The following is a 16,442-nucleotide window of genomic DNA, read 5'->3' as shown; positions in this document are numbered from 1 at the left end:
AGGGCGGCGCGCAGGGATGCGCGCCGTTTTTCATCGGGACAGGGATGTCCCGTATGAAAAATCCCTGCGGAGGCACCGCTCGTGCGGGCCTGTGATTCAAAGAAAAGCATTTTTCTTTGGTTACCTTTGACCGAAGGGAATCCAGACGGACTTTTGTTGCTTATGACAAAAGAAAGTAACCCGCCGCTTTAGTGGCGGAAGCTTTCGGCGTTTGATCTTGATCCTGCTTGGGCGAGGCGCAGCAAGACAGCCACAGTGCGGTCGCGGCTTGCGCCGCTCCTACCCTGGGCTCTAGCCCGCAGTGACTCGAGATTGAGGCGTCGTGGTCGCGACTTACGTCGCTCCTACAAGGGAAGGATTCGCGGAGTCTCGTTCTTCAAGCAAGAGCAGAGCTTCCGTCCGCTGACGCGGCCGGGTTACTTTCTTTTGCTGGCCCAAAAGAAAGCTAACCAAAGAAAAGGCCTTCCTTGACGAAGCTCCCCTGTGAGTGCGATGCGCGCGCCGGGATTTTCCGATAAGACGTCCCTGTCTTATCGGAAAACGGCGCACGTCCTGTGCGCCGCCCTCCGGGTCTCCACTTGACCGGGAAAGCGGCAAAAGCAGATCAAAATCACGGCAACGGCAACGGCAACGGCAACGGCGCCGCGGTTGAGACATGAGTGCTCCTCGCGACCGACGACGATAGGAACCTACGTTGTCGCGGCTCGCGCCGCTCCTACCCTTAGGTGCAAAAACTGCCTTGGCCGAATAAGGCCATCTCGCGGCCCGATTCTTCTGGATGGCCAGCAATCCCCATGCCCGTTCAGTGTGCCGGTCGATCGGTTTCGCCCTATCGGCAGGCATGCCTGCGAACTGTGTCGCGATTTTTCGCTGAAGCGTTAAGCCGATGCGTGTAATCCCCATGACGTTGATGAACGCATCGAGAATAAATCGTTGCGACCGTAACGTCGTCTTCGCGGTCCGTGGTGGCACTGTGGGGTCTGGAATCGATTCGTCGAACAGCGAGCGTGTCGCGGCGTCATCGCGGCACCGGGTGATCCTCACCCCCCGTTCGATCCTGCCTGCGCATTAGATCGCTCGCCATGTGCCCGGGTTCTTGTTCTAGGAGTCGACCATGACCGTCTATACGAACCGTCTTCACGAGACGGATATTTCGACGATCGACTCGTCGACCAGCGATGCCGCGGATTCGGCGTTGTCGCTGGCCGTGCTGGACCTCGATTCGGAACTGGCCTATTGGCGCAACCACTATCGCGGTCTGGTCGATCGGCCGGGCTTGCGCTACAGCGATTACGAGCCGGCGGTGAAACTGGGCCTGGACGCTTACATGCGCAGTCGAGGCCGGACCCTGGAGGAGATGCAGGACGGCATCGGCGTGTGCTATCGCCGCACCCGCGGGGCCTCGCGTCTGGATTGGGACGAAGCCCGCACGGTGGTGGAGGCGGCCTGGGGCCGGCTCGAACAGCGGAGTTCGCCCCCATGACGCTGCGCCACGCCTTCGAACGTGGGGCGAAAGCAGCTTCCCGCTTCACCGGGCATCCGCTGTGTTTCGGCCTCGCGCTCGGCGTGGTGCTCGCTTGGATGGTCAGCGGCCCCTTGTTCGGTTTCAGCGACACCTGGCAGTTGGTCATCAATACCGGGACGACCATCATCACCTTCCTGATGGTGTTCCTGATCCAGAACTCGCAGAACCGCGATTCCGCCGCAGTACAAATAAAGCTCGATGAGTTGATTCGTGCGACGAAGGCCGCCGAGAACGCTTTGCTCGACCTGGAGGAACTCGACGAAGAGACCTTGGAGAAGTTCCGCCAGCGCTATGAACGGCTCGCCCGCGGCGCTCGCAAGCGCCGGCCCATCGGAGCCGATGGTCAAACCCTTTCGCCCCATCAGGAGAACCAGAATGAAGAAGACCCAACCGCACGCCCCGCAGGTTCGTGAGTTGCTGCTGCAGGCGCTGGAAACCGAACAGGGCGGCATCAAGATCTACGAGGCGGCGGTCGAATGCGCCGTCAACGAAGACCTGCACAAAGAGTGGCAAGGTTATCTCGCCGAAACCCGTACCCACGAGAAAGAATTGCTCAACGTGTTCAAGGAACTGGGCCTGGACCCGAAACAACGCAGCCCCGGACGCGAGGTCGTCGGCCACATCGGCCAAGCGCTGGAGCAAGCCATCCGGATGGCGCAGAAAGCCGGCGATCCCGATGCCGCACAACTGGTCGCCGCCGAATGCGTGGTGCTGGCCGAGACCAAGGACCACATGAATTGGGAGCTGATCGGGCACCTGGTCGAGCATGCGAAGGGCGATGGCCTCGAAGTGCTCAAGCAGGCTCATGAAGCGGTCGAGTCCGACGAAGACCATCACCTCTATCACACGACCGGCTGGACCCGCGAGCTGTGGATCGAGTCGCTCGGGTTGCCGGCGGTTCTGCCGCCGCCCGAGGAAATCAAGCAGGTCGAGACCGCGATCGGCGCGGCTCGGGCCGAGAAAGCCCGTAGCCAGATGTTGTGATTGCAGGGGAGCGCGGCCCTGGGTTGTCGCGGCCGGCCACGGTTCGCTCACGCGGATGCAGCCGGTCGCGGCAACTCAGGAACGTCGCGACCCGTAGCGGCGCCTCCGCGGCGCGACGCTCGCCGACCTGCGGGCGCGAAATCGGGAGAGACGGCCTTCGCAAGGCGTCGCCGTTCACTCCGGTTCAACGCCCGCGGCGGCACAGTCGAGACCCGATGTTCCCGCCGGCGATTCAGGCCGGCCTTGCGAGGTAGCCATGGCGCGCCCGATCTGGACCGGAACCCTGTCGTTCGGATTGCTCAACATCCCGGTCAAACTGATGACCGGTGAGCGCCGCGTCGACCTGCATTTCCGCATGCTGGACAGCCGCAACAAGGCGCCGATCCGTTACGAGCGGGTCAACGAGGAGACCGGCGAAGAAGTGCCGTGGAAGGAAATCGTCAAGGCTTTCGAGTACGACAAGGGCAGCTATGTGGTGATCGAGGAGGCCGACATCGCCGCGGCCGCGCCGGATCACAAGGAAACCGTCGATATCGACACCTTCGTCGACGCCGCCTCGATCGGCGCCGAGTTCTACGAAAAGCCCTATGTGCTCGAGCCCGGCAAGAAGGCCGAGAAAGGCTATGTCCTGCTGCGCGAGGTGCTCAAGCGCACCGGCATGGTCGGCGTCGGCCGGGTGGTGATTCGCACCCGCGAATACCTGGCAGCGGTAGTGCCGCAGGGCGACGCCCTGATGCTGATGATCCTGCGCTACGCCCAGGAACTGGTCGATCCCAGCGATTACAAACTGCCCGAGGGCAGCATGACGAAGTGGAAGATATCGCCGCGCGAGGTCGAGATGGCGGAGCAGTTGATCAAGTCGATGAGCGGCGAATGGAAGCCGGACAGCTACAAGGACGACTTCCGCCAGCGCTTGCACAAGGTCATCGAGCAGCGGGTCAAGTCGAAGAAGGTCGTGCGCGGCAAGCCTGCCGACGAAACCAAGCTGCCGGAAAACGCCGCGACCAACGTCATCGACTTCGCCGAACTGCTCAAGCGCAGCCTGGAGAAAAAGGGCGGGCAGGGTGCGACTAAGCGCGCGGCCAAAAAGGCCCCGGCCAAGAAGACCGCGAAGGCGGCCAAGAAGCGCACGCGCAAGTCGGCGTGACGGCGCGGCTGTGAGGACTGCGCCGTGACGCTGCGCGATTACGTCCGCAAACGTCGCTTCGACGCCACGCCGGAGCCGGACGCCGACCGTGGCCGTGCGCGCCGCGGGCGGCGCAAGGCGCCGATCTTCGTCGTCCAGTTGCATCATGCGCGGGCCCGCCACTACGACTTCCGCCTGGAAGCCGACGGCGTGCTGAAGAGCTGGGCGGTGCCGAAGGGGCCTTCGTTACGTGCCGGCGAGCGCCGTCTCGCGGTCGAGGTCGAAGACCACCCGCTGTCCTATGCCGATTTCGAGGGAGATATTCCCGAAGGCCAGTACGGTGCCGGCCATGTCGACATTTTCGATCACGGCACCTGGCGCACCGACGACGACGCCCTCGACCAGATCGCCGCCGGCAAGCTCGACTTCGAACTCGACGGCGAGCGCCTGCACGGCCGTTTCACCCTGGTGCGGACCCGGCCCATCGGTAAACAGCAGCAGTGGCTGCTGATCAAGCGCAGCGACGAGCATGCGCGCGACAGCGACGCCGATCGCATGCTCGACGAGCCCGCCGCGGCCGCCAAGCCTGCTCCGCCGCCGGCGAAACAGCTCGCCAGGAAATCCCGGGCGACGACCGCCAACGCACGCGGGGCCGGGTCGCGAGGGGCCGGGGCAGGCGGTTCCGGGGCCTGGCGCAGCGCCGCCGCGAAGATCGCCGGCGCCGTCGCGGCGCCGATGCCGAAAGACGTCGAATTACAGTTGGCGACGTTGCGCGATAGCCCGCCGAGCGGCGGCGACTGGCAGTTCGAGGTCAAGTGGGACGGCTATCGCATGCTCGCCTACCTCCAGCGTGGCGTGCGCCTGCAATCGCGCAACAAGGTCGATTGGAGCGAGCGCTTCGTGCGCCTGGCCGAGGCCATCGCCGGCCTGCCGCTGCGCAGCGCGGTGCTCGACGGCGAGTTGATCGCCTCCGATCGCAGCGGCCGCAGCGATTTCGGCGAGTTGCAGCGCCTGCTCGAATCCGGGCAGTTGGATTCGCTGCGCTATGTGATCTTCGACCTGCTGTATCTGGACGGCATCGACCTGCGCGGGGCGGCGCAGGCGCAGCGCCGAGGCCTGTTGCGTGAGGTGTTGGCCGCTTCGACCTCGGACGCGCTGGCCTTCAGCGAACATGTCGAAGGCGACGCCGGGCAGGTGCTGGCGGCGAGCGTCAAGGCCGGCCTGGAAGGCATCGTCTGCAAGCGCGCCGATGCGCCTTACCACGGCGGCCGCAGCCAGGCCTGGATCAAGCTCAAGCACGTCGCAGACGAGGAATTCATCGTCGTCGGGCATACGCCGCCGAAGCACGGCCGCCAGGGTTTCGGCTCCCTGCTGTTGGCTCGGCCCGGCGCCGACGGCCTGGTATATGTCGGTCGCGTCGGCAGCGGTTTCAGCGATGCGGCCTTGCGCAGCCTGAGCAAGCGCCTGCAGACGCTGCACAGCGAACAGGCGGCGGTGGAACTGCCCGGGCACGTGCCGTTTCCGCGAGGTTCGGTGCGCTGGGTCGCGCCGGAACTCGTCGTCGACGTGCATTCGCGCGGACGCGGCAAGGAAGGCCTGATCCGCCAGGCCAGCTTCGTGCGGCTGCGCGAGGACAAACGGGCCGCCGACCTGAGCGCCGCCGTCGCAGCCGCGCAGGCCGAGCCTGCGCCGCGACGCGCCAGGGCGGGGCGCGTCCGGCCCATCCGCGCCCGATCCATCGAGGAAACCGCGATGAGCGACACCCGGCTCAGCCATCCCGAACGCATCGTCTATCCCGCCGCGAAGATCAGCAAAGGCGAGGTCGCCGATTATTACCGCGCGGTCGAGGCCTGGCTGCTGCCGGAACTGATCGAACGTCCGCTGTCCTTGCTGCGCTGCCCCGATGGCATCGCATCGGCGTGTTTCTTCCAGAAACACCACGCCGACAGCCTGGGCGAGGGCGTGCATCCGGTCCGCCTGCGCGAGGCCGCCGGCCAGGCCGACTACGTCTACGTGCGCGACATCGAAGGCGTGTTGGCGCTGGTGCAGATGAACACCCTGGAATTCCATCCCTGGGGCGCGAAACGGCAGGCGCCGGACCGGCCGGACCGGTTGGTGTTCGACCTGGACCCGGCCGAGGACATCGCCTGGAGCGAGCTCAAGCGGGCCGGGCGCGATGTGCGCGACCGGCTCGCCGAGATCGGGCTCGACAGTTGGCCGCGCTTGTCCGGCGGCAAGGGCATGCACGTGGTAGTGCCGATCCGGCCCGGCCCGGACTGGGCCGAGGTCAAAGCCTTCAGCGAGGCCTTCGCCGACGCCATGGTCGCGCAGGCGCCGCTGCGCTATGTCGCGACGGCATCCAAGGTCGCCCGCAAGGGGCGCATCTTCATCGACTGGCTGCGCAATGCGCGCGGCGCCACCAGCGTGGCGAGTTGGTCGCTGCGCGCGCGCGAAGGCGCGCCGGTGGCGATGCCGTTGCGCTGGGACGAATTCTCGCGAGCGCGTTCCTCGACCGACTTCGATCTGGCCAAGGCACTACGTCGCGCTGCGCGCCTGCGCAGCGATCCCTGGGAGGGTTTCGCCGAGAGCCGACAACGCTTGCCGACGATATGAAACCTCAGGTCGATTGGTCCGGTGGTTTCGTGCCGGCCTTGCGCTCGGCGAAGTTGAGCAGGAACAGGACCAGCAAGGTCAGCACGGTCGCTGCGAAGGCGAGCAGGTGATAACGCAGGCCGGTGCTGGCGCCGATCACTGCGACCATCAACAGCGAGGCCGCGGTGGTGACGCCGGACACCGCCTGGCCGCCGCGCTGGGCGAATATCGTGCCGGCGCCGATGAACGACACGCCGGCGACGACCGCCTCGACCAGGCGCAAGGGATCGATGTTGACCAGGAAGGGAATGCGGAAACGCGGGTCCATGATCGCCAGTTGGCCCACGCCTACCAGCAGCGAAGAGGCGCCCGCGACCAGCATGTGGGTGCGGAATCCCGCCGGTCGATTCTTCAGTTCGCGCTCCAGGCCGATGGTGCCGCCGAGCACCATTGCGTAGGCGGTGCCGCCGACGACCCACAGCTGACTCAACAGCTCCATGAATGCGCTCCGGCTGGGTAAGCGTTCTTGATAACCCGGGCCATGTGAGGCGTCGGTGACCGGCTGTCGTCGCGACGGCGCGCAGATGAATCGCACACCCCGCGCTAACGGCGCGCTGTCCCGGCCTTAACTCTCCGGCGGTTAGCGTCGGCATCGTGATTCCAACGATTCCGATCAGGAGACCGGTCATGTCTCGTGGAGATAAGTCGTCCTATACCGACAAGCAGAAACGCCAGGCCGAGCATATCGAGCAGCAGTACAGGAAAGACGGCGTATCGCAGAAGGAAGCCGAAGAGCGCGCCTGGGCCACCGTCAACAAGCAGGACGGCGGCGGCAAGAAATCCGGCTCGGGCCGCAAAGACCATCACTGAGCTCCATCGCAGTTCCATCACCCGAAGGCATCGAACTGGCCCGTGCCGTACGCAGCAAGCGTTCCGACCATGGCCGCGGCTTCACGGCCTGACGCAGGGCGCGGTCCCATGCCCGATCTCGCATGTCTCGATCCCATATATGAGGACTCCATCATGAAATCCATGCGTCTCGCGATTCTCACCCTGACCCTGGCCGTCTCCGGCACCGCCCTGGCGGCGCCGCAATCCAGCGGCAGCCCCACTGGCAACGATCCGGCCACGGGCACCGGCAACGAGTCGGCGCAGCCGGTCAGCGATACCTGGATCACCACCAAGGTCAAGGCCGAGTTGTTGGCCACCAAGGGCGTGACCGGCACCGATATCAACGTCGAGACCGTCAACGGCGTGGTCAAATTGTCCGGTCACGTGGACGGCAAGACCGAGGCCGACAAGGCCATCGAGATCGCGCGCAAGATCGACGGCGTCAAGAAGGTCGACAGCACCGCGCTGGTCTCGGCCAAGAGCGCCCACAACAAGTAGGCGACGGCCGGTATTCCCCGGCCTGCCGACTCTCATAAGGACAGTTCCTCAGGGGACGGTCCTTATAGGACAGTCCACATACGGACAGTCCGCATAGGACAGAGCGATGACCCAGCTAGCCGACCGTGTTCACACCGATCCCGCCGAGATCCGCCGATTGAGTCTCTTGATCGAGCGGCTTCCCGACGAAGGCTTGGTCGATATCGTTCTGGTCGATGGCAGTCGGCAGGTCGGGGTCGTCGCGACCCGGCCGAGTCTGCAGACCTTTCTCGACGCCCACGGCAACGAGGGCAGCAATGCGGTGCTGCGACTGGAAGACATCCGCGGCGGCGACCGCGTCGCTTATCTTTGGCTCGACGAGATCCTGAATGTTTGCCCGTTGCAATCCGACGAACGCGAATTCGTTCGTCCATCGGCCCGCGGGAAACCCACGGGCAGCTAGCCGGCGCCGTTTGGCGAGGCCGATCTCGCCGGACGCCGCGCCGCCACACACCAGGAGCCCGTCATGGCCGTTTGCGAGGTTTGCGGAAACCAGTACGACAAGACCTTCACCGTTTCGATGGGGACGCGCAGCGGCACCTTCGATTCGTTCGAGTGCGCGATCCACGCGATGGCGCCGCGTTGCGCGCACTGCGACTGCCGCATCGTCGGGCACGGCATCGAGGACGACGGCACCTTCTATTGCTGCGTGCATTGCGCCCGCAGCGCCGGCGTCAGCGGGGTCGCGGACCGGGCATGAGCCTGGGGCGCCGGCAACCGGGGCCGATCCGCAAATCCTCGAACTCGCGCACGGTTTTTAGAGCGGTTGCGGAACGTCCTATGAGCATGCTTTCGACTTCACCGGCGATCGGCGATGCTAGCCGCATGCGCGCCATCCGCTCGTCAGACCCCGCGGTGATCCACAGTGCCAGCGAAGGCGTCTGTTATCTGTACGTGCTGCCTTGCGCGTACGAGGACCTGCTCAAGCTGGGCTTCTCGCGCGGGCCGCTGGGGCGCATCCAGGCGCTGCAAGCGCGGTTCTTCGAGTTCTTCGATCTCGACCTGGCCTTCCTGGTCGAGACCGAGACCGTCGGCGATGCGCGCAAGCTGGAATTGGACCTGCGTCATCGCCTGAGCGACTACAACGCACCGGCGCCGTTGACCGCGAACGCGCAGGCCGGCGGCCACAGCGAGTGGTATCGCGGCGCCTATCGGGCGCTGGCTGAGGAGGCGGTGCGCCTGCAAGCCGTCGGCCATACCGTGCATCGCCCGCTGCGCGAATGGCTGGGGCGGCAACTCGCCGCGCAGGGCGATGACTTGTACGACCGCAGCGCCGCCCTGATGACGCAACTGCAAGGCGATGTCTCGCTGCTCGACCAACCCGGGTTGCGGACCTTGCGGCGCAAGTTGCTGGACTCGCTCGATGCGCATGCGGCCTTGGGCGTCGAGCTGGAACCGCGCCTGCCCGAGGCTTTGCTGGCGTGGTATCGCGCGAATAGTTCGAGAAACTGAGAGTTGAGAGTTCGGATCGCGCCAGCGTTCGAACGGCGCAGACCGGCAAGCAGACCGGCAAGCAAGGCTTCAGCATCCGTCCGCATACAGGAGCGATACCATCATGACCCGACTCGACAAGCCGATACGGCGCGAAGTGGAGATCGACGGCAAGCTGTACACGCTGACGGTCGATCCCGATGGCCTCAAACTGTCCGAGAAAGGCCGGCGCAAGGGCATCGCGCTGAACTGGAGCGACCTGGTGTCCGGCGACGCGGCGCTCGCGGCGGCCCTGCAGGCTTCGACCGGGCACGCCTCGACCATGGGCTGATCCGCCGACTGGTTGCGGCCGCACTCAATCGGTACGCACCCGGAACGCCAGGCTGATGCGCGGGTCGACTACGCCGGGCGCCTTGGGGATGCCATGGTCGTAATGCTGCTGCGAGGCATGGCTCATGACCACCAGGCTGCCGGATTCGAGCTGCAGCTGCCAGGTCGCGTGCGGCGCACGCTTGGCCCGCACGGTCATGCGCCGTGTCGCGCCGAGCGATAGCACTGCGATCGGCCGGCCCTGTGCAAGGTGGTGCAGCTTGTCGTTGTGCAGGGCGACGCTGTCGCGGCCGTCGCGATACAGGTTCAGGCCGACGCTGTTGAACGGGGTCGTCAACAATTCGCCGATGCGTTCGGCGGTGTCGGCGAGCATCGGCGGCAATGCGTCGCGATCGAGGCGATACATCGCCATGCGCCGCGGCACGTCGATCAGCCGCTCGTACATCATGCGTTGTTGCGAGGTCCACGCGGCCTGTTCGAGCAGCGCCGAGAACAAGCGCATCGACCACTCGCCATCGAACACGCCCGGCAGATAACGCACGCCGCCTTCGGCGTCGCGGATCGGTTGCTGCGGGTCGGCGTCGAACAACGAATGCTGGTGCATGGCGCATGATGCGACGAAACATTCTCAAGCTGCGAGACGGGCGCCGCAGTGGCGCAGCTCGCGGTCGTCAGACAGCGGCGACCGGCTTCTCCAGTTTCGGCAGGAACCAGGCCAGCAGGCCGATCGCAGGCAGATAGGCGCACAAGGCGTACACCGCTTCGATGCCGATGCGGTCGGCGAGCTGGCCCAGGGCGGCGGCGCCGAGGCCGCCCATGCCGAAGGCGAAGCCGAAGAACAGGCCGGCGATGACGCCGGTGCGGCCCGGCACCAGTTCTTGCGCATAGACCAGGATCGCCGAGAACGCCGAGGCCAGTACCAGGCCGATCACCACCGTCAACGCCGTGGTCCAGAACAGGTTGGCGTGTGGGAGCAGCAGGGTGAAGGGCAACACGCCGAGGATCGAAAACCAGATCACGTAGCGGCGGCCGATGCGGTCGCCGATCGGCCCGCCGAGCAAGGTGCCGGCGGCGACCGCGCCGAGGAAGACGAACAAGTGCACCTGCGCGTCCTGCGCCTTGAGCTGGAATTTTTCCATCAGGTAGAAGGTGTAGTAGCTCGACAGGCTCGCCATGTAGAAATACTTGGAGAAGATCAGCACCGCGAGCACCGCCATGCTGCGGGCGACAGTCTTGCGCGGCAGCGGCGCACGCGCAGCGCTAGCCTGTTTCTTGCGTTGCGCGGGGATCTGTTCGCGGTACCACACGCCGATGCGGCTCAGGATCACGATCGCGGTCAGCGCGGCGAAAGCGAACCAGCCGACGCTGCCCTGGCCGCGCGGCATCACCACGAAGGCGGCGAGCAGGGGGCCGAGCGCGGAGCCGACGTTGCCGCCGACCTGGAACAGCGACTGAGCCAGGCCGTGGCGGCCGCCCGAGGCCATGCGCGCCACCCGCGAGGACTCCGGGTGGAACACCGACGAGCCCGAGCCGACCAGGGCCGCGGCGAGCAGCAACATCGGGAAGCTCGATGCGCGCGACAACAGCAACAGGCCGGCCAGGGTGAAGCCCATGCCGATGGCGAGCGAGTAGGGCATCGGCCGTTTGTCGGTGTAGATGCCGACCAAGGGCTGTAACAGCGAAGCGGTGACCTGGAAGGTCAGGGTGATCAGGCCGATCTGGCCGAAATCGAGCTTGAACGCGTCCTTGAGCAGCGGATAGATCGCCGGCAGCAAGGACTGGATCATGTCGTTGAGCAGATGGCAGACGCTGAGCATCGCCAGGATCGGCAAAGCGATGCGGCCGGCCGCTTCGGCGGGTTTCTGATCCGCTTCGAAGGCGGGCAGGGCGGCGGTCGCGGGCGTATCGATCGATGCGTCGTTCGACGTGTTCGGGGTATCGAGGGTGGTCATGGCGACCAGTAGACGCCGCCGTGCGCATGCCCGCATTATTGTTCAGGTCAACAATCTTCGAGATCGGGCCAATGCGCAATGTCCTTGCGACCCAGGTCGACGCCTTGCCGGGCCGTATCGTCGCGACCTCGAACGACCACCCGAGCCACCATCGCATCGCCCGGCACCGCCATCGCCGCTCGCAGCTGCTGTACGCCGCATACGGGATCATGGTGGTCGGCACCGAGACCGGGCGCTGGATCGTGCCGCCGGAACGCGCGGCCTGGATTCCGGCCGGCATGGCCCACGACGTGCATGTGCTGGTCGCGATCAGCACGCGCAGCGTCTACATCGAGCCCGAGCTCAGCGCGGCCTTGCCGCGGGACTGTCGGGTGGTCGGGGTGTCGCCGCTGATGCGGGAGCTGTTGTTGGAAACCCTCGACCTGCCGTTGCAGGCCGAGAGCGGGTCGCGGCCGGACCTGATCTATTCGCTGATCGTGCAGGAAATCGAACGCGCGCCGGTGTTGCCGCTGGACATTCCTTTTCCGGCCGATCCGCGCCTGGCCAAGCGTTGCCGCACTTACCTCGCGCATCCCTCGCCGCACGACACCATCGACGACTGGTGCCGCGACCTGGCGATGAGCCGGCGCACCTTCACCCGCCGTTTCCGCGGCGAAACCGGCACCAGTTTCGCCCAATGGTGCCGGCAGGCGGCGATCTTCGCCGCCTTGCCGCGGCTGGCCGCGGGCGAGCCGATCACGACCCTGGCGCTGGACCTGGGTTACGAAAGCGCCTCGGCGTTCACGACCATGTTCAAGCGCCTGATCGGCATGCCGCCGAGCCGGTATCTGGCGATGTCGCACGGGCCTGCGCGCGAGGGCGTTTGAGCCGCCAAGGGTAGGAGCAGCGCAAGCCGCGATCATGATCCGCAAACGCTGGCGTCATTCGATGTCCGGCCTTGAAACGATGCCCGGCGCGTCGCCCGACAGTTCAGTCGGATTTCGTTGCCAAGCCTGTGTCCGATACCGACGTCGATTCCGTGATTGCGTGGTCGCGGCTTGCGCCGCTCCTACCCTGAAGCCGCGAAGCGTCGTGCCGACGACGCGGCTTCGGCGAAGCGGGACGCAATCGTTCCGCTTCCCGAAACCACGATCGGCGCCAACTCGCAGATCGCCGCGCAAGACGGTTACGGCTGCTAGCCCGCCTTCAGCCGCGGCTTCCGGCGTGTACCGCAAGCGGCTGCGCGAACCGCCGCCGCGCTGAGTGCGTCGGCGGCGCTCAAGCGCCGGACACGAGCAAGGTGATGACCCAGACGTCGACGCCGTTGTTCTGGGTCTGTTCGACCGACTGCACCAGGAACGAGGTCCCCGGGGCGAAGGTGTATTCGATCTTGTCCGGATCGTCCGACAGCGGCGTGATGTAGCTGGCGGCATCCCAGACCCAGGCGCCGTCGGGCGGGTTGGCGACCAGGACGATGCCGTTCTGGTATTGCATCGCCTCGCTCATGCTGCTGCCGAAACTCCAGACCATCTTGGTGGTGATGGTGTCGCCGGGCTGGATATAGTCGGCGATGGCCTGGCTGAAGTCGATCTGCAGCGGCACCGTGTCGGGGCCGGCATTGAGCGGGCACTGCAGGAACTCGATGCCGAAGTGCTCCATGCCGAGTTGGTAGATGTCCATCTGCCCGCTGAAGAGCTGCGGCTGGTCGACGATGCTGGTGCGCGGCATAGCCTGGTAGGCGGCGGCGAGCAGGCGGTTCTCGACGTCGCTGAACTGCTGCAACTGGGTCGCCACCGCGGCCAGTTGCGACTGCACGTCGGCCAGGGACGAGGCCGGCGTCATCATGAAGGAGTTCATGTAGTCGGCGTTGCTCGGGTTGTAGGTGTTCCAGTTCGATTCCCAGATCGCCGTGGCGATGCTGTCCTGATCCAGCGGCAGCGGCGACTGGTTCATGCCGGTGTATTCGAAGATCTTCATGAACACCAGGCGGGTGAACGAGGCCGTGGTCCAGTCGTAGATCGACATCGCCAGTTGGAAGCTGTACGGCGAGAACGGAAACAACTGCGCGCCGAGCGCGGCGATCTGGGCGAAGCTCTTGCCCGGCGCATCGGGGATGTCCTGATAGGGCACGTACTTGTCGGCGATCATCTGGTCCAGGTAAGCCGCATCGGCGGCCGCGACCACCGGCAAGGGCTTGAGCTGTCCGGACTGGGTAGCGCCGGTCGCCGCCGCGGTCACCGAAAAGCTGCCGTCGCCGGGCAGGTACAGGTCGAAACTGGCGCTCGGGTTCGGCGTGTAGTCGAAGTCGGCGCCGTTGAAGTCGATGAAATCCATCACCGGACCGAACGGAAAGCCATTCTGGAAATCGGTGACGTCGAGAAAGCCCTCGCCGTCGACGATCAAGCGGCTCGATACGCCCTTGCCGCCGCGCCAGCTGTCGATCGGCAGGCCGTCGCTGAACCACAGCGAGGCCTCGCTTGGATTGCGGATGCTCTGGAACTGCCACATGCGGGCCTCCCGGCGTATCGGAACCGACGCGGCCGCGATGCGGAGCGTGACGGGCGACACGCGTCGCCCGACGTTTTCCCGTCGCGGATCAGCCCATACAACGCAACGGCATGGCGATCACGGCCACGCAGTGGGTGCGGCGCTCACGATCACTTCGCGATCAACAGCAACAGCGAACGCGCCTGCAATCCATAGGTCGCGTTCTCCCCGCCGATCAGGGTTTCCGAGCCCGGCACCGCGACTGCGTTCGGGCCTTCGTTCCAGGTGGCGGTGTCGGTGACGCGGTACCACTGCTTGCCGTTGCCGGGCCAGGGCAGGACGAAGTTCACCGGCCCCGACCAGCCGTTGTAGGCGACGTAGATCGCGCTGGCCGGGTCGGCGAACTCGCTGCCGTCGATGCGCCAGGCGAGGGCATGGTTGCCGGTGCCGTTGAAATACGCCGCATCGGCCTGGGCGCCGTCGGGCTTGAACCAGCGCAACTGCTCCATGACGTTGCCGTTGCCGTCCGTGCCGCTGTAGAAATTGGCCGGACGCAGCGCCGGATGCGCCTTGCGGAAGGCGATCAGGCGCTTGCTGTAGGTCTCGTGGTCGGCCTCGATGCTGTCGCGGGTCCAGTACAGCCAGTTCGCCGCCGAATCCAGGTTATAGGTGTTGTTGTTGCCGAACTGGGTGCGCAGCACTTCGTCGCCGCCGGTGATCATCGGCACGCCGGCGCTCAGCATCATGAAAGCCAATCCCGTGCGAGCCGCCTTGCGTTGTTCGAGGACCACGCCGGCCTGGTCCCAGCTCAGGTTGTGGTCTTCGCCGCCGTCGGAAGGCCCGTACGGCCAGGGTTGGTTGTTCTGCTTGTCGTTGTAGGCATAGAGGTCGTTGAGGGTGAAGCCGTCGTGGGCGACCATGAAATTGATCGAGTGCCAGGGCTTGCGGCCGTCGTCGCTGTAGAGGTCGCTGGAACCGGCGAAGCGCGAGGCCAGGGTGCCCGGCGTGACCACCTCGACGCCGAGCTTGTTCTGCTTCTTGCGCAGGGCATCGCGGTACAGGCCGTTCCATTCCGCCCAGCCGGCGGGGAAGTTGCCGACCTGATAGGAATTGCCGCCGATCGCCCAGGGTTCGGCGATCAGGTCGAGACCGGCGCCGCCCGCCGCAGCGCGCGGCGGCAGTTCGGCGACGATGCGGTTGAGCGCGTTGCCGGCGTCGCTCTTGTCGAAGTTGAAGCAGCCGTGCTGGCAGCTGTTGCCGAGCACCGAGGCCAGGTCGAAGCGGAAGCCGTCGACGCCGAGCGCATCGCGCCAATAGGCCAGCGAGTCGACGATCAGGTTCTGGGCGACGGTGTTGCGGGTGTTGTAGTTGCCGCCGACGCCGGTGTTGTCCCAGGGGTATTTGAGGTCGGCGGTCAGCGAGTAATAGGCGGGGTTGTCGAGGCCGCGCCAGGACAGCAGGTTGTACACGGTCAGGCCGTCGCTGCCGCCCCAGGGGCCGCCTTCGCCGGTGTGGTTGTAGACCACGTCGATATAGACCTTGATGCCGGCGTCGTGGAAGGCCTTGACCATCGTTTTCCATTCGCGGGTCGGCCCGCCGGCGCTCTTATCGGCGGCGTAGCGGCGGTCCGGGGCGAAATAGTTCAGGGTCATGTAACCCCAGTAGTTATCGTTCGCGGTCGAGGTGGGGTCGACGTCGTTCTGGTCGTTCTGCGCCTCCTGCACCGGCAGGAATTCGACTGCGGTGATGCCGAGCCCGGCCAAATAGGCGGCCTTGCGCGCTGCGCCGGCATAGGTGCCGCGTTCGGCGACGGGCACGCTGGCGTCGTTGCGGGTCAGGCCGCGCACGTGCACTTCGTAGATCACCTCGTCCTTGAGCGCGCGGGTCGGCTTGCTGCCGATCGACGAGGCATCGGCGGGCAGGGCCACGCTCTTGCCGGCGCAGGCGCCGCTGTCCTTGTTGCGATGGCTGGCGCCGCTGGCGTAGAGGGTGCCGTCGGCGCAGGCGGCGGTGTTCGGGTCCTGGCTGAGCTCGCGCGCGTAGGGGTCGATCAGCAGCTTGTTCGGATTGAAGCGGTTGCCGGCGTTGTCGACGTCGCTGACGAAACCGGTGCCGCTGCCTTTGCTCCAGGCGGCGTCGTAGGGCCAGTTGGGGCCCCAGGCGCGATACCCGTAGTAGACCGTGCCGGTGATGCCGTAGCTGGTCTTGATGGTGCTGGTCGCGACCGACTTCGACCAGACCTGGGTTGCCGCGTCCTTGGTCATGCTCAGGCGAGCGACTTCCTGCGCGCCGGAGGCGGTCTTGTACAGCCACACTTCGATGCGGGTGGCGCGCGAGGAATAGACGCGGAAGTTGAGATTGCTCTGGCTGGCGTCGTAGCGCGCACCCAACTGCTGGGCATCGATGGCGGCGCGTGCCTGGCCGCTGCACAGCAGGCCCAACATCGTCGCCAGCACCGCACTCGCCATGCCGTTCCACCACCGCGTCTGATCGCGCATCGCCCCGCACTCCTGTCGAATCGGAAGGCGCGCGGACTACGCGCGCCGAGCCACTCTAAGGCCGTTGCTGCGCTGCTCCGGACCGGCTGCAATCGTATTCAATGCCGCGT

General features: G+C 65.8%; 17 protein-coding genes. 12 read left to right on the top strand and 5 right to left on the bottom strand.

Annotated features, from left to right (window positions below):
* Positions 1-1,114: 1,114 nt before the first annotated feature.
* From ACKN61_RS13135 to ligD, 5 genes are all read left to right on the top strand, one after another.
* Positions 1,115-1,483: a hypothetical protein gene (locus ACKN61_RS13135; RefSeq protein WP_408949922.1), complete on the top strand. Its 369-nt coding sequence runs from the start codon at positions 1,115-1,117 to the stop codon at positions 1,481-1,483.
* The gene (locus ACKN61_RS13130; RefSeq protein ID WP_408949921.1) at positions 1,480-1,938 is read left to right on the top strand and encodes a low affinity iron permease family protein; all 459 of its coding nucleotides are present in this window, start codon (positions 1,480-1,482) and stop codon (positions 1,936-1,938) included. The genes ACKN61_RS13135 and ACKN61_RS13130 overlap by 4 nt, the downstream gene beginning before the upstream one ends.
* Positions 1,901-2,509, top strand: coding sequence for a hypothetical protein (locus ACKN61_RS13125; protein ID WP_408949920.1), 609 nt, complete (start codon positions 1,901-1,903; stop codon positions 2,507-2,509). Before ACKN61_RS13130 ends, ACKN61_RS13125 begins: the two co-directional genes overlap by 38 nt.
* A 256-nt stretch (positions 2,510-2,765) precedes the next feature.
* The gene (locus tag ACKN61_RS13120; RefSeq protein ID WP_408949919.1) at positions 2,766-3,656 is read left to right on the top strand and encodes a Ku protein; all 891 of its coding nucleotides are present in this window, start codon (positions 2,766-2,768) and stop codon (positions 3,654-3,656) included.
* Positions 3,657-3,680: 24 nt separating this feature from the next.
* On the top strand, positions 3,681-6,248 hold the full coding sequence (ligD, locus tag ACKN61_RS13115) for a DNA ligase D (RefSeq protein WP_408949918.1): 2,568 nt from the start codon (positions 3,681-3,683) through the stop codon (positions 6,246-6,248).
* A 4-nt stretch (positions 6,249-6,252) separates the two neighbouring features.
* On the opposite strand, the gene ACKN61_RS13110 is transcribed toward ligD, so the two are convergent.
* Positions 6,253-6,726, bottom strand: a complete 474-nt coding sequence (locus tag ACKN61_RS13110; RefSeq protein WP_031372367.1) for an MgtC/SapB family protein — start codon at positions 6,724-6,726, stop codon at positions 6,253-6,255.
* Positions 6,727-6,914: 188 nt separating this feature from the next.
* On the opposite strand from ACKN61_RS13110, the gene ACKN61_RS13105 reads away from it, so the two are divergent.
* From ACKN61_RS13105 to ACKN61_RS13080, 6 genes are all read left to right on the top strand, one after another.
* A complete protein-coding gene (locus ACKN61_RS13105) occupies positions 6,915-7,097 on the top strand; it encodes a hypothetical protein (RefSeq protein WP_031372368.1) in 183 nt (60 codons plus the stop codon).
* Positions 7,098-7,250: 153 nt separating this feature from the next.
* Positions 7,251-7,616, top strand: a complete 366-nt coding sequence (locus ACKN61_RS13100; RefSeq protein WP_408949917.1) for a BON domain-containing protein — start codon at positions 7,251-7,253, stop codon at positions 7,614-7,616.
* A 106-nt stretch (positions 7,617-7,722) separates the two neighbouring features.
* A complete protein-coding gene (locus ACKN61_RS13095; protein ID WP_408949916.1) occupies positions 7,723-8,058 on the top strand; it encodes a DUF3247 family protein in 336 nt (111 codons plus the stop codon).
* 63 nt (positions 8,059-8,121) lie between these two features.
* Entirely contained in the window at positions 8,122-8,355 is a 234-nt protein-coding gene (locus ACKN61_RS13090) for a hypothetical protein (protein WP_031372371.1), read from the top strand.
* An 80-nt stretch (positions 8,356-8,435) separates the two neighbouring features.
* Positions 8,436-9,107 carry a GIY-YIG nuclease family protein gene (locus ACKN61_RS13085; RefSeq protein ID WP_408949915.1) on the top strand — a complete coding sequence of 224 codons (672 nt, stop codon included), beginning with the start codon at positions 8,436-8,438 and terminating at the stop codon, positions 9,105-9,107.
* 103 nt (positions 9,108-9,210) lie between these two features.
* The gene (locus ACKN61_RS13080; protein ID WP_408949914.1) at positions 9,211-9,417 is read left to right on the top strand and encodes a hypothetical protein; all 207 of its coding nucleotides are present in this window, start codon (positions 9,211-9,213) and stop codon (positions 9,415-9,417) included.
* A gap of 24 nt (positions 9,418-9,441) precedes the next feature.
* Here the strand turns inward: ACKN61_RS13080 and ACKN61_RS13075 are convergent, their stop codons facing one another.
* On the bottom strand, positions 9,442-10,020 hold the full coding sequence (locus ACKN61_RS13075) for an alpha-ketoglutarate-dependent dioxygenase AlkB family protein (protein WP_408949913.1): 579 nt from the start codon (positions 10,018-10,020) through the stop codon (positions 9,442-9,444).
* 67 nt (positions 10,021-10,087) lie between these two features.
* Positions 10,088-11,368, bottom strand: coding sequence for an MFS transporter (locus ACKN61_RS13070; protein WP_408949912.1), 1,281 nt, complete (start codon positions 11,366-11,368; stop codon positions 10,088-10,090).
* 71 nt (positions 11,369-11,439) lie between these two features.
* Here ACKN61_RS13070 and ACKN61_RS13065 point away from each other — a divergent pair, with 71 nt between their 5' ends.
* Entirely contained in the window at positions 11,440-12,234 is a 795-nt protein-coding gene (locus tag ACKN61_RS13065; RefSeq protein WP_408949911.1) for an AraC family transcriptional regulator, read from the top strand.
* A 391-nt stretch (positions 12,235-12,625) separates the two neighbouring features.
* On the opposite strand, the gene ACKN61_RS13060 is transcribed toward ACKN61_RS13065, so the two are convergent.
* Both ACKN61_RS13060 and ACKN61_RS13055 read right to left on the bottom strand, forming a co-directional pair.
* On the bottom strand, positions 12,626-13,855 hold the full coding sequence (locus ACKN61_RS13060; protein ID WP_408949910.1) for a hypothetical protein: 1,230 nt from the start codon (positions 13,853-13,855) through the stop codon (positions 12,626-12,628).
* Positions 13,856-14,004: 149 nt separating this feature from the next.
* On the bottom strand, positions 14,005-16,332 hold the full coding sequence (locus ACKN61_RS13055) for a glycogen debranching protein (RefSeq protein WP_408949909.1): 2,328 nt from the start codon (positions 16,330-16,332) through the stop codon (positions 14,005-14,007).
* Positions 16,333-16,442 lie beyond the last annotated feature (110 nt).

This window comes from Lysobacter sp. Hz25 (assembly GCF_046097045.1).
In the GTDB taxonomy this organism is placed as follows: Bacteria; Pseudomonadota; Gammaproteobacteria; order Xanthomonadales; family Xanthomonadaceae; genus Lysobacter; species Lysobacter antibioticus_B.
This window is presented reverse-complemented; position numbering and strand designations above follow the sequence as displayed.

What these genes read in the sequence shown, in the direction of transcription:
- ACKN61_RS13135 (WP_408949922.1), top strand. Translation starts at nt 1,115, where the DNA reads ATGACCGTCTATACGAACCGTCTTCACGAGACGGATATTTCGACGATC.
- ACKN61_RS13130 (WP_408949921.1), top strand. Translation starts at nt 1,480, where the DNA reads ATGACGCTGCGCCACGCCTTCGAACGTGGGGCGAAAGCAGCTTCCCGC.
- ACKN61_RS13125 (WP_408949920.1), top strand. Translation starts at nt 1,901, where the DNA reads ATGAAGAAGACCCAACCGCACGCCCCGCAGGTTCGTGAGTTGCTGCTG.
- ACKN61_RS13120 (WP_408949919.1), top strand. Translation starts at nt 2,766, where the DNA reads ATGGCGCGCCCGATCTGGACCGGAACCCTGTCGTTCGGATTGCTCAAC.
- ACKN61_RS13110 (WP_031372367.1), bottom strand. Translation starts at nt 6,726, where the DNA reads ATGGAGCTGTTGAGTCAGCTGTGGGTCGTCGGCGGCACCGCCTACGCA.
- ACKN61_RS13105 (WP_031372368.1), top strand. Translation starts at nt 6,915, where the DNA reads ATGTCTCGTGGAGATAAGTCGTCCTATACCGACAAGCAGAAACGCCAG.
- ACKN61_RS13100 (WP_408949917.1), top strand. Translation starts at nt 7,251, where the DNA reads ATGAAATCCATGCGTCTCGCGATTCTCACCCTGACCCTGGCCGTCTCC.
- ACKN61_RS13095 (WP_408949916.1), top strand. Translation starts at nt 7,723, where the DNA reads ATGACCCAGCTAGCCGACCGTGTTCACACCGATCCCGCCGAGATCCGC.
- ACKN61_RS13090 (WP_031372371.1), top strand. Translation starts at nt 8,122, where the DNA reads ATGGCCGTTTGCGAGGTTTGCGGAAACCAGTACGACAAGACCTTCACC.
- ACKN61_RS13085 (WP_408949915.1), top strand. Translation starts at nt 8,436, where the DNA reads ATGAGCATGCTTTCGACTTCACCGGCGATCGGCGATGCTAGCCGCATG.
- ACKN61_RS13080 (WP_408949914.1), top strand. Translation starts at nt 9,211, where the DNA reads ATGACCCGACTCGACAAGCCGATACGGCGCGAAGTGGAGATCGACGGC.
- ACKN61_RS13075 (WP_408949913.1), bottom strand. Translation starts at nt 10,020, where the DNA reads ATGCACCAGCATTCGTTGTTCGACGCCGACCCGCAGCAACCGATCCGC.
- ACKN61_RS13070 (WP_408949912.1), bottom strand. Translation starts at nt 11,368, where the DNA reads ATGACCACCCTCGATACCCCGAACACGTCGAACGACGCATCGATCGAT.
- ACKN61_RS13065 (WP_408949911.1), top strand. Translation starts at nt 11,440, where the DNA reads ATGCGCAATGTCCTTGCGACCCAGGTCGACGCCTTGCCGGGCCGTATC.
- ACKN61_RS13060 (WP_408949910.1), bottom strand. Translation starts at nt 13,855, where the DNA reads ATGTGGCAGTTCCAGAGCATCCGCAATCCAAGCGAGGCCTCGCTGTGG.
- ACKN61_RS13055 (WP_408949909.1), bottom strand. Translation starts at nt 16,332, where the DNA reads ATGCGCGATCAGACGCGGTGGTGGAACGGCATGGCGAGTGCGGTGCTG.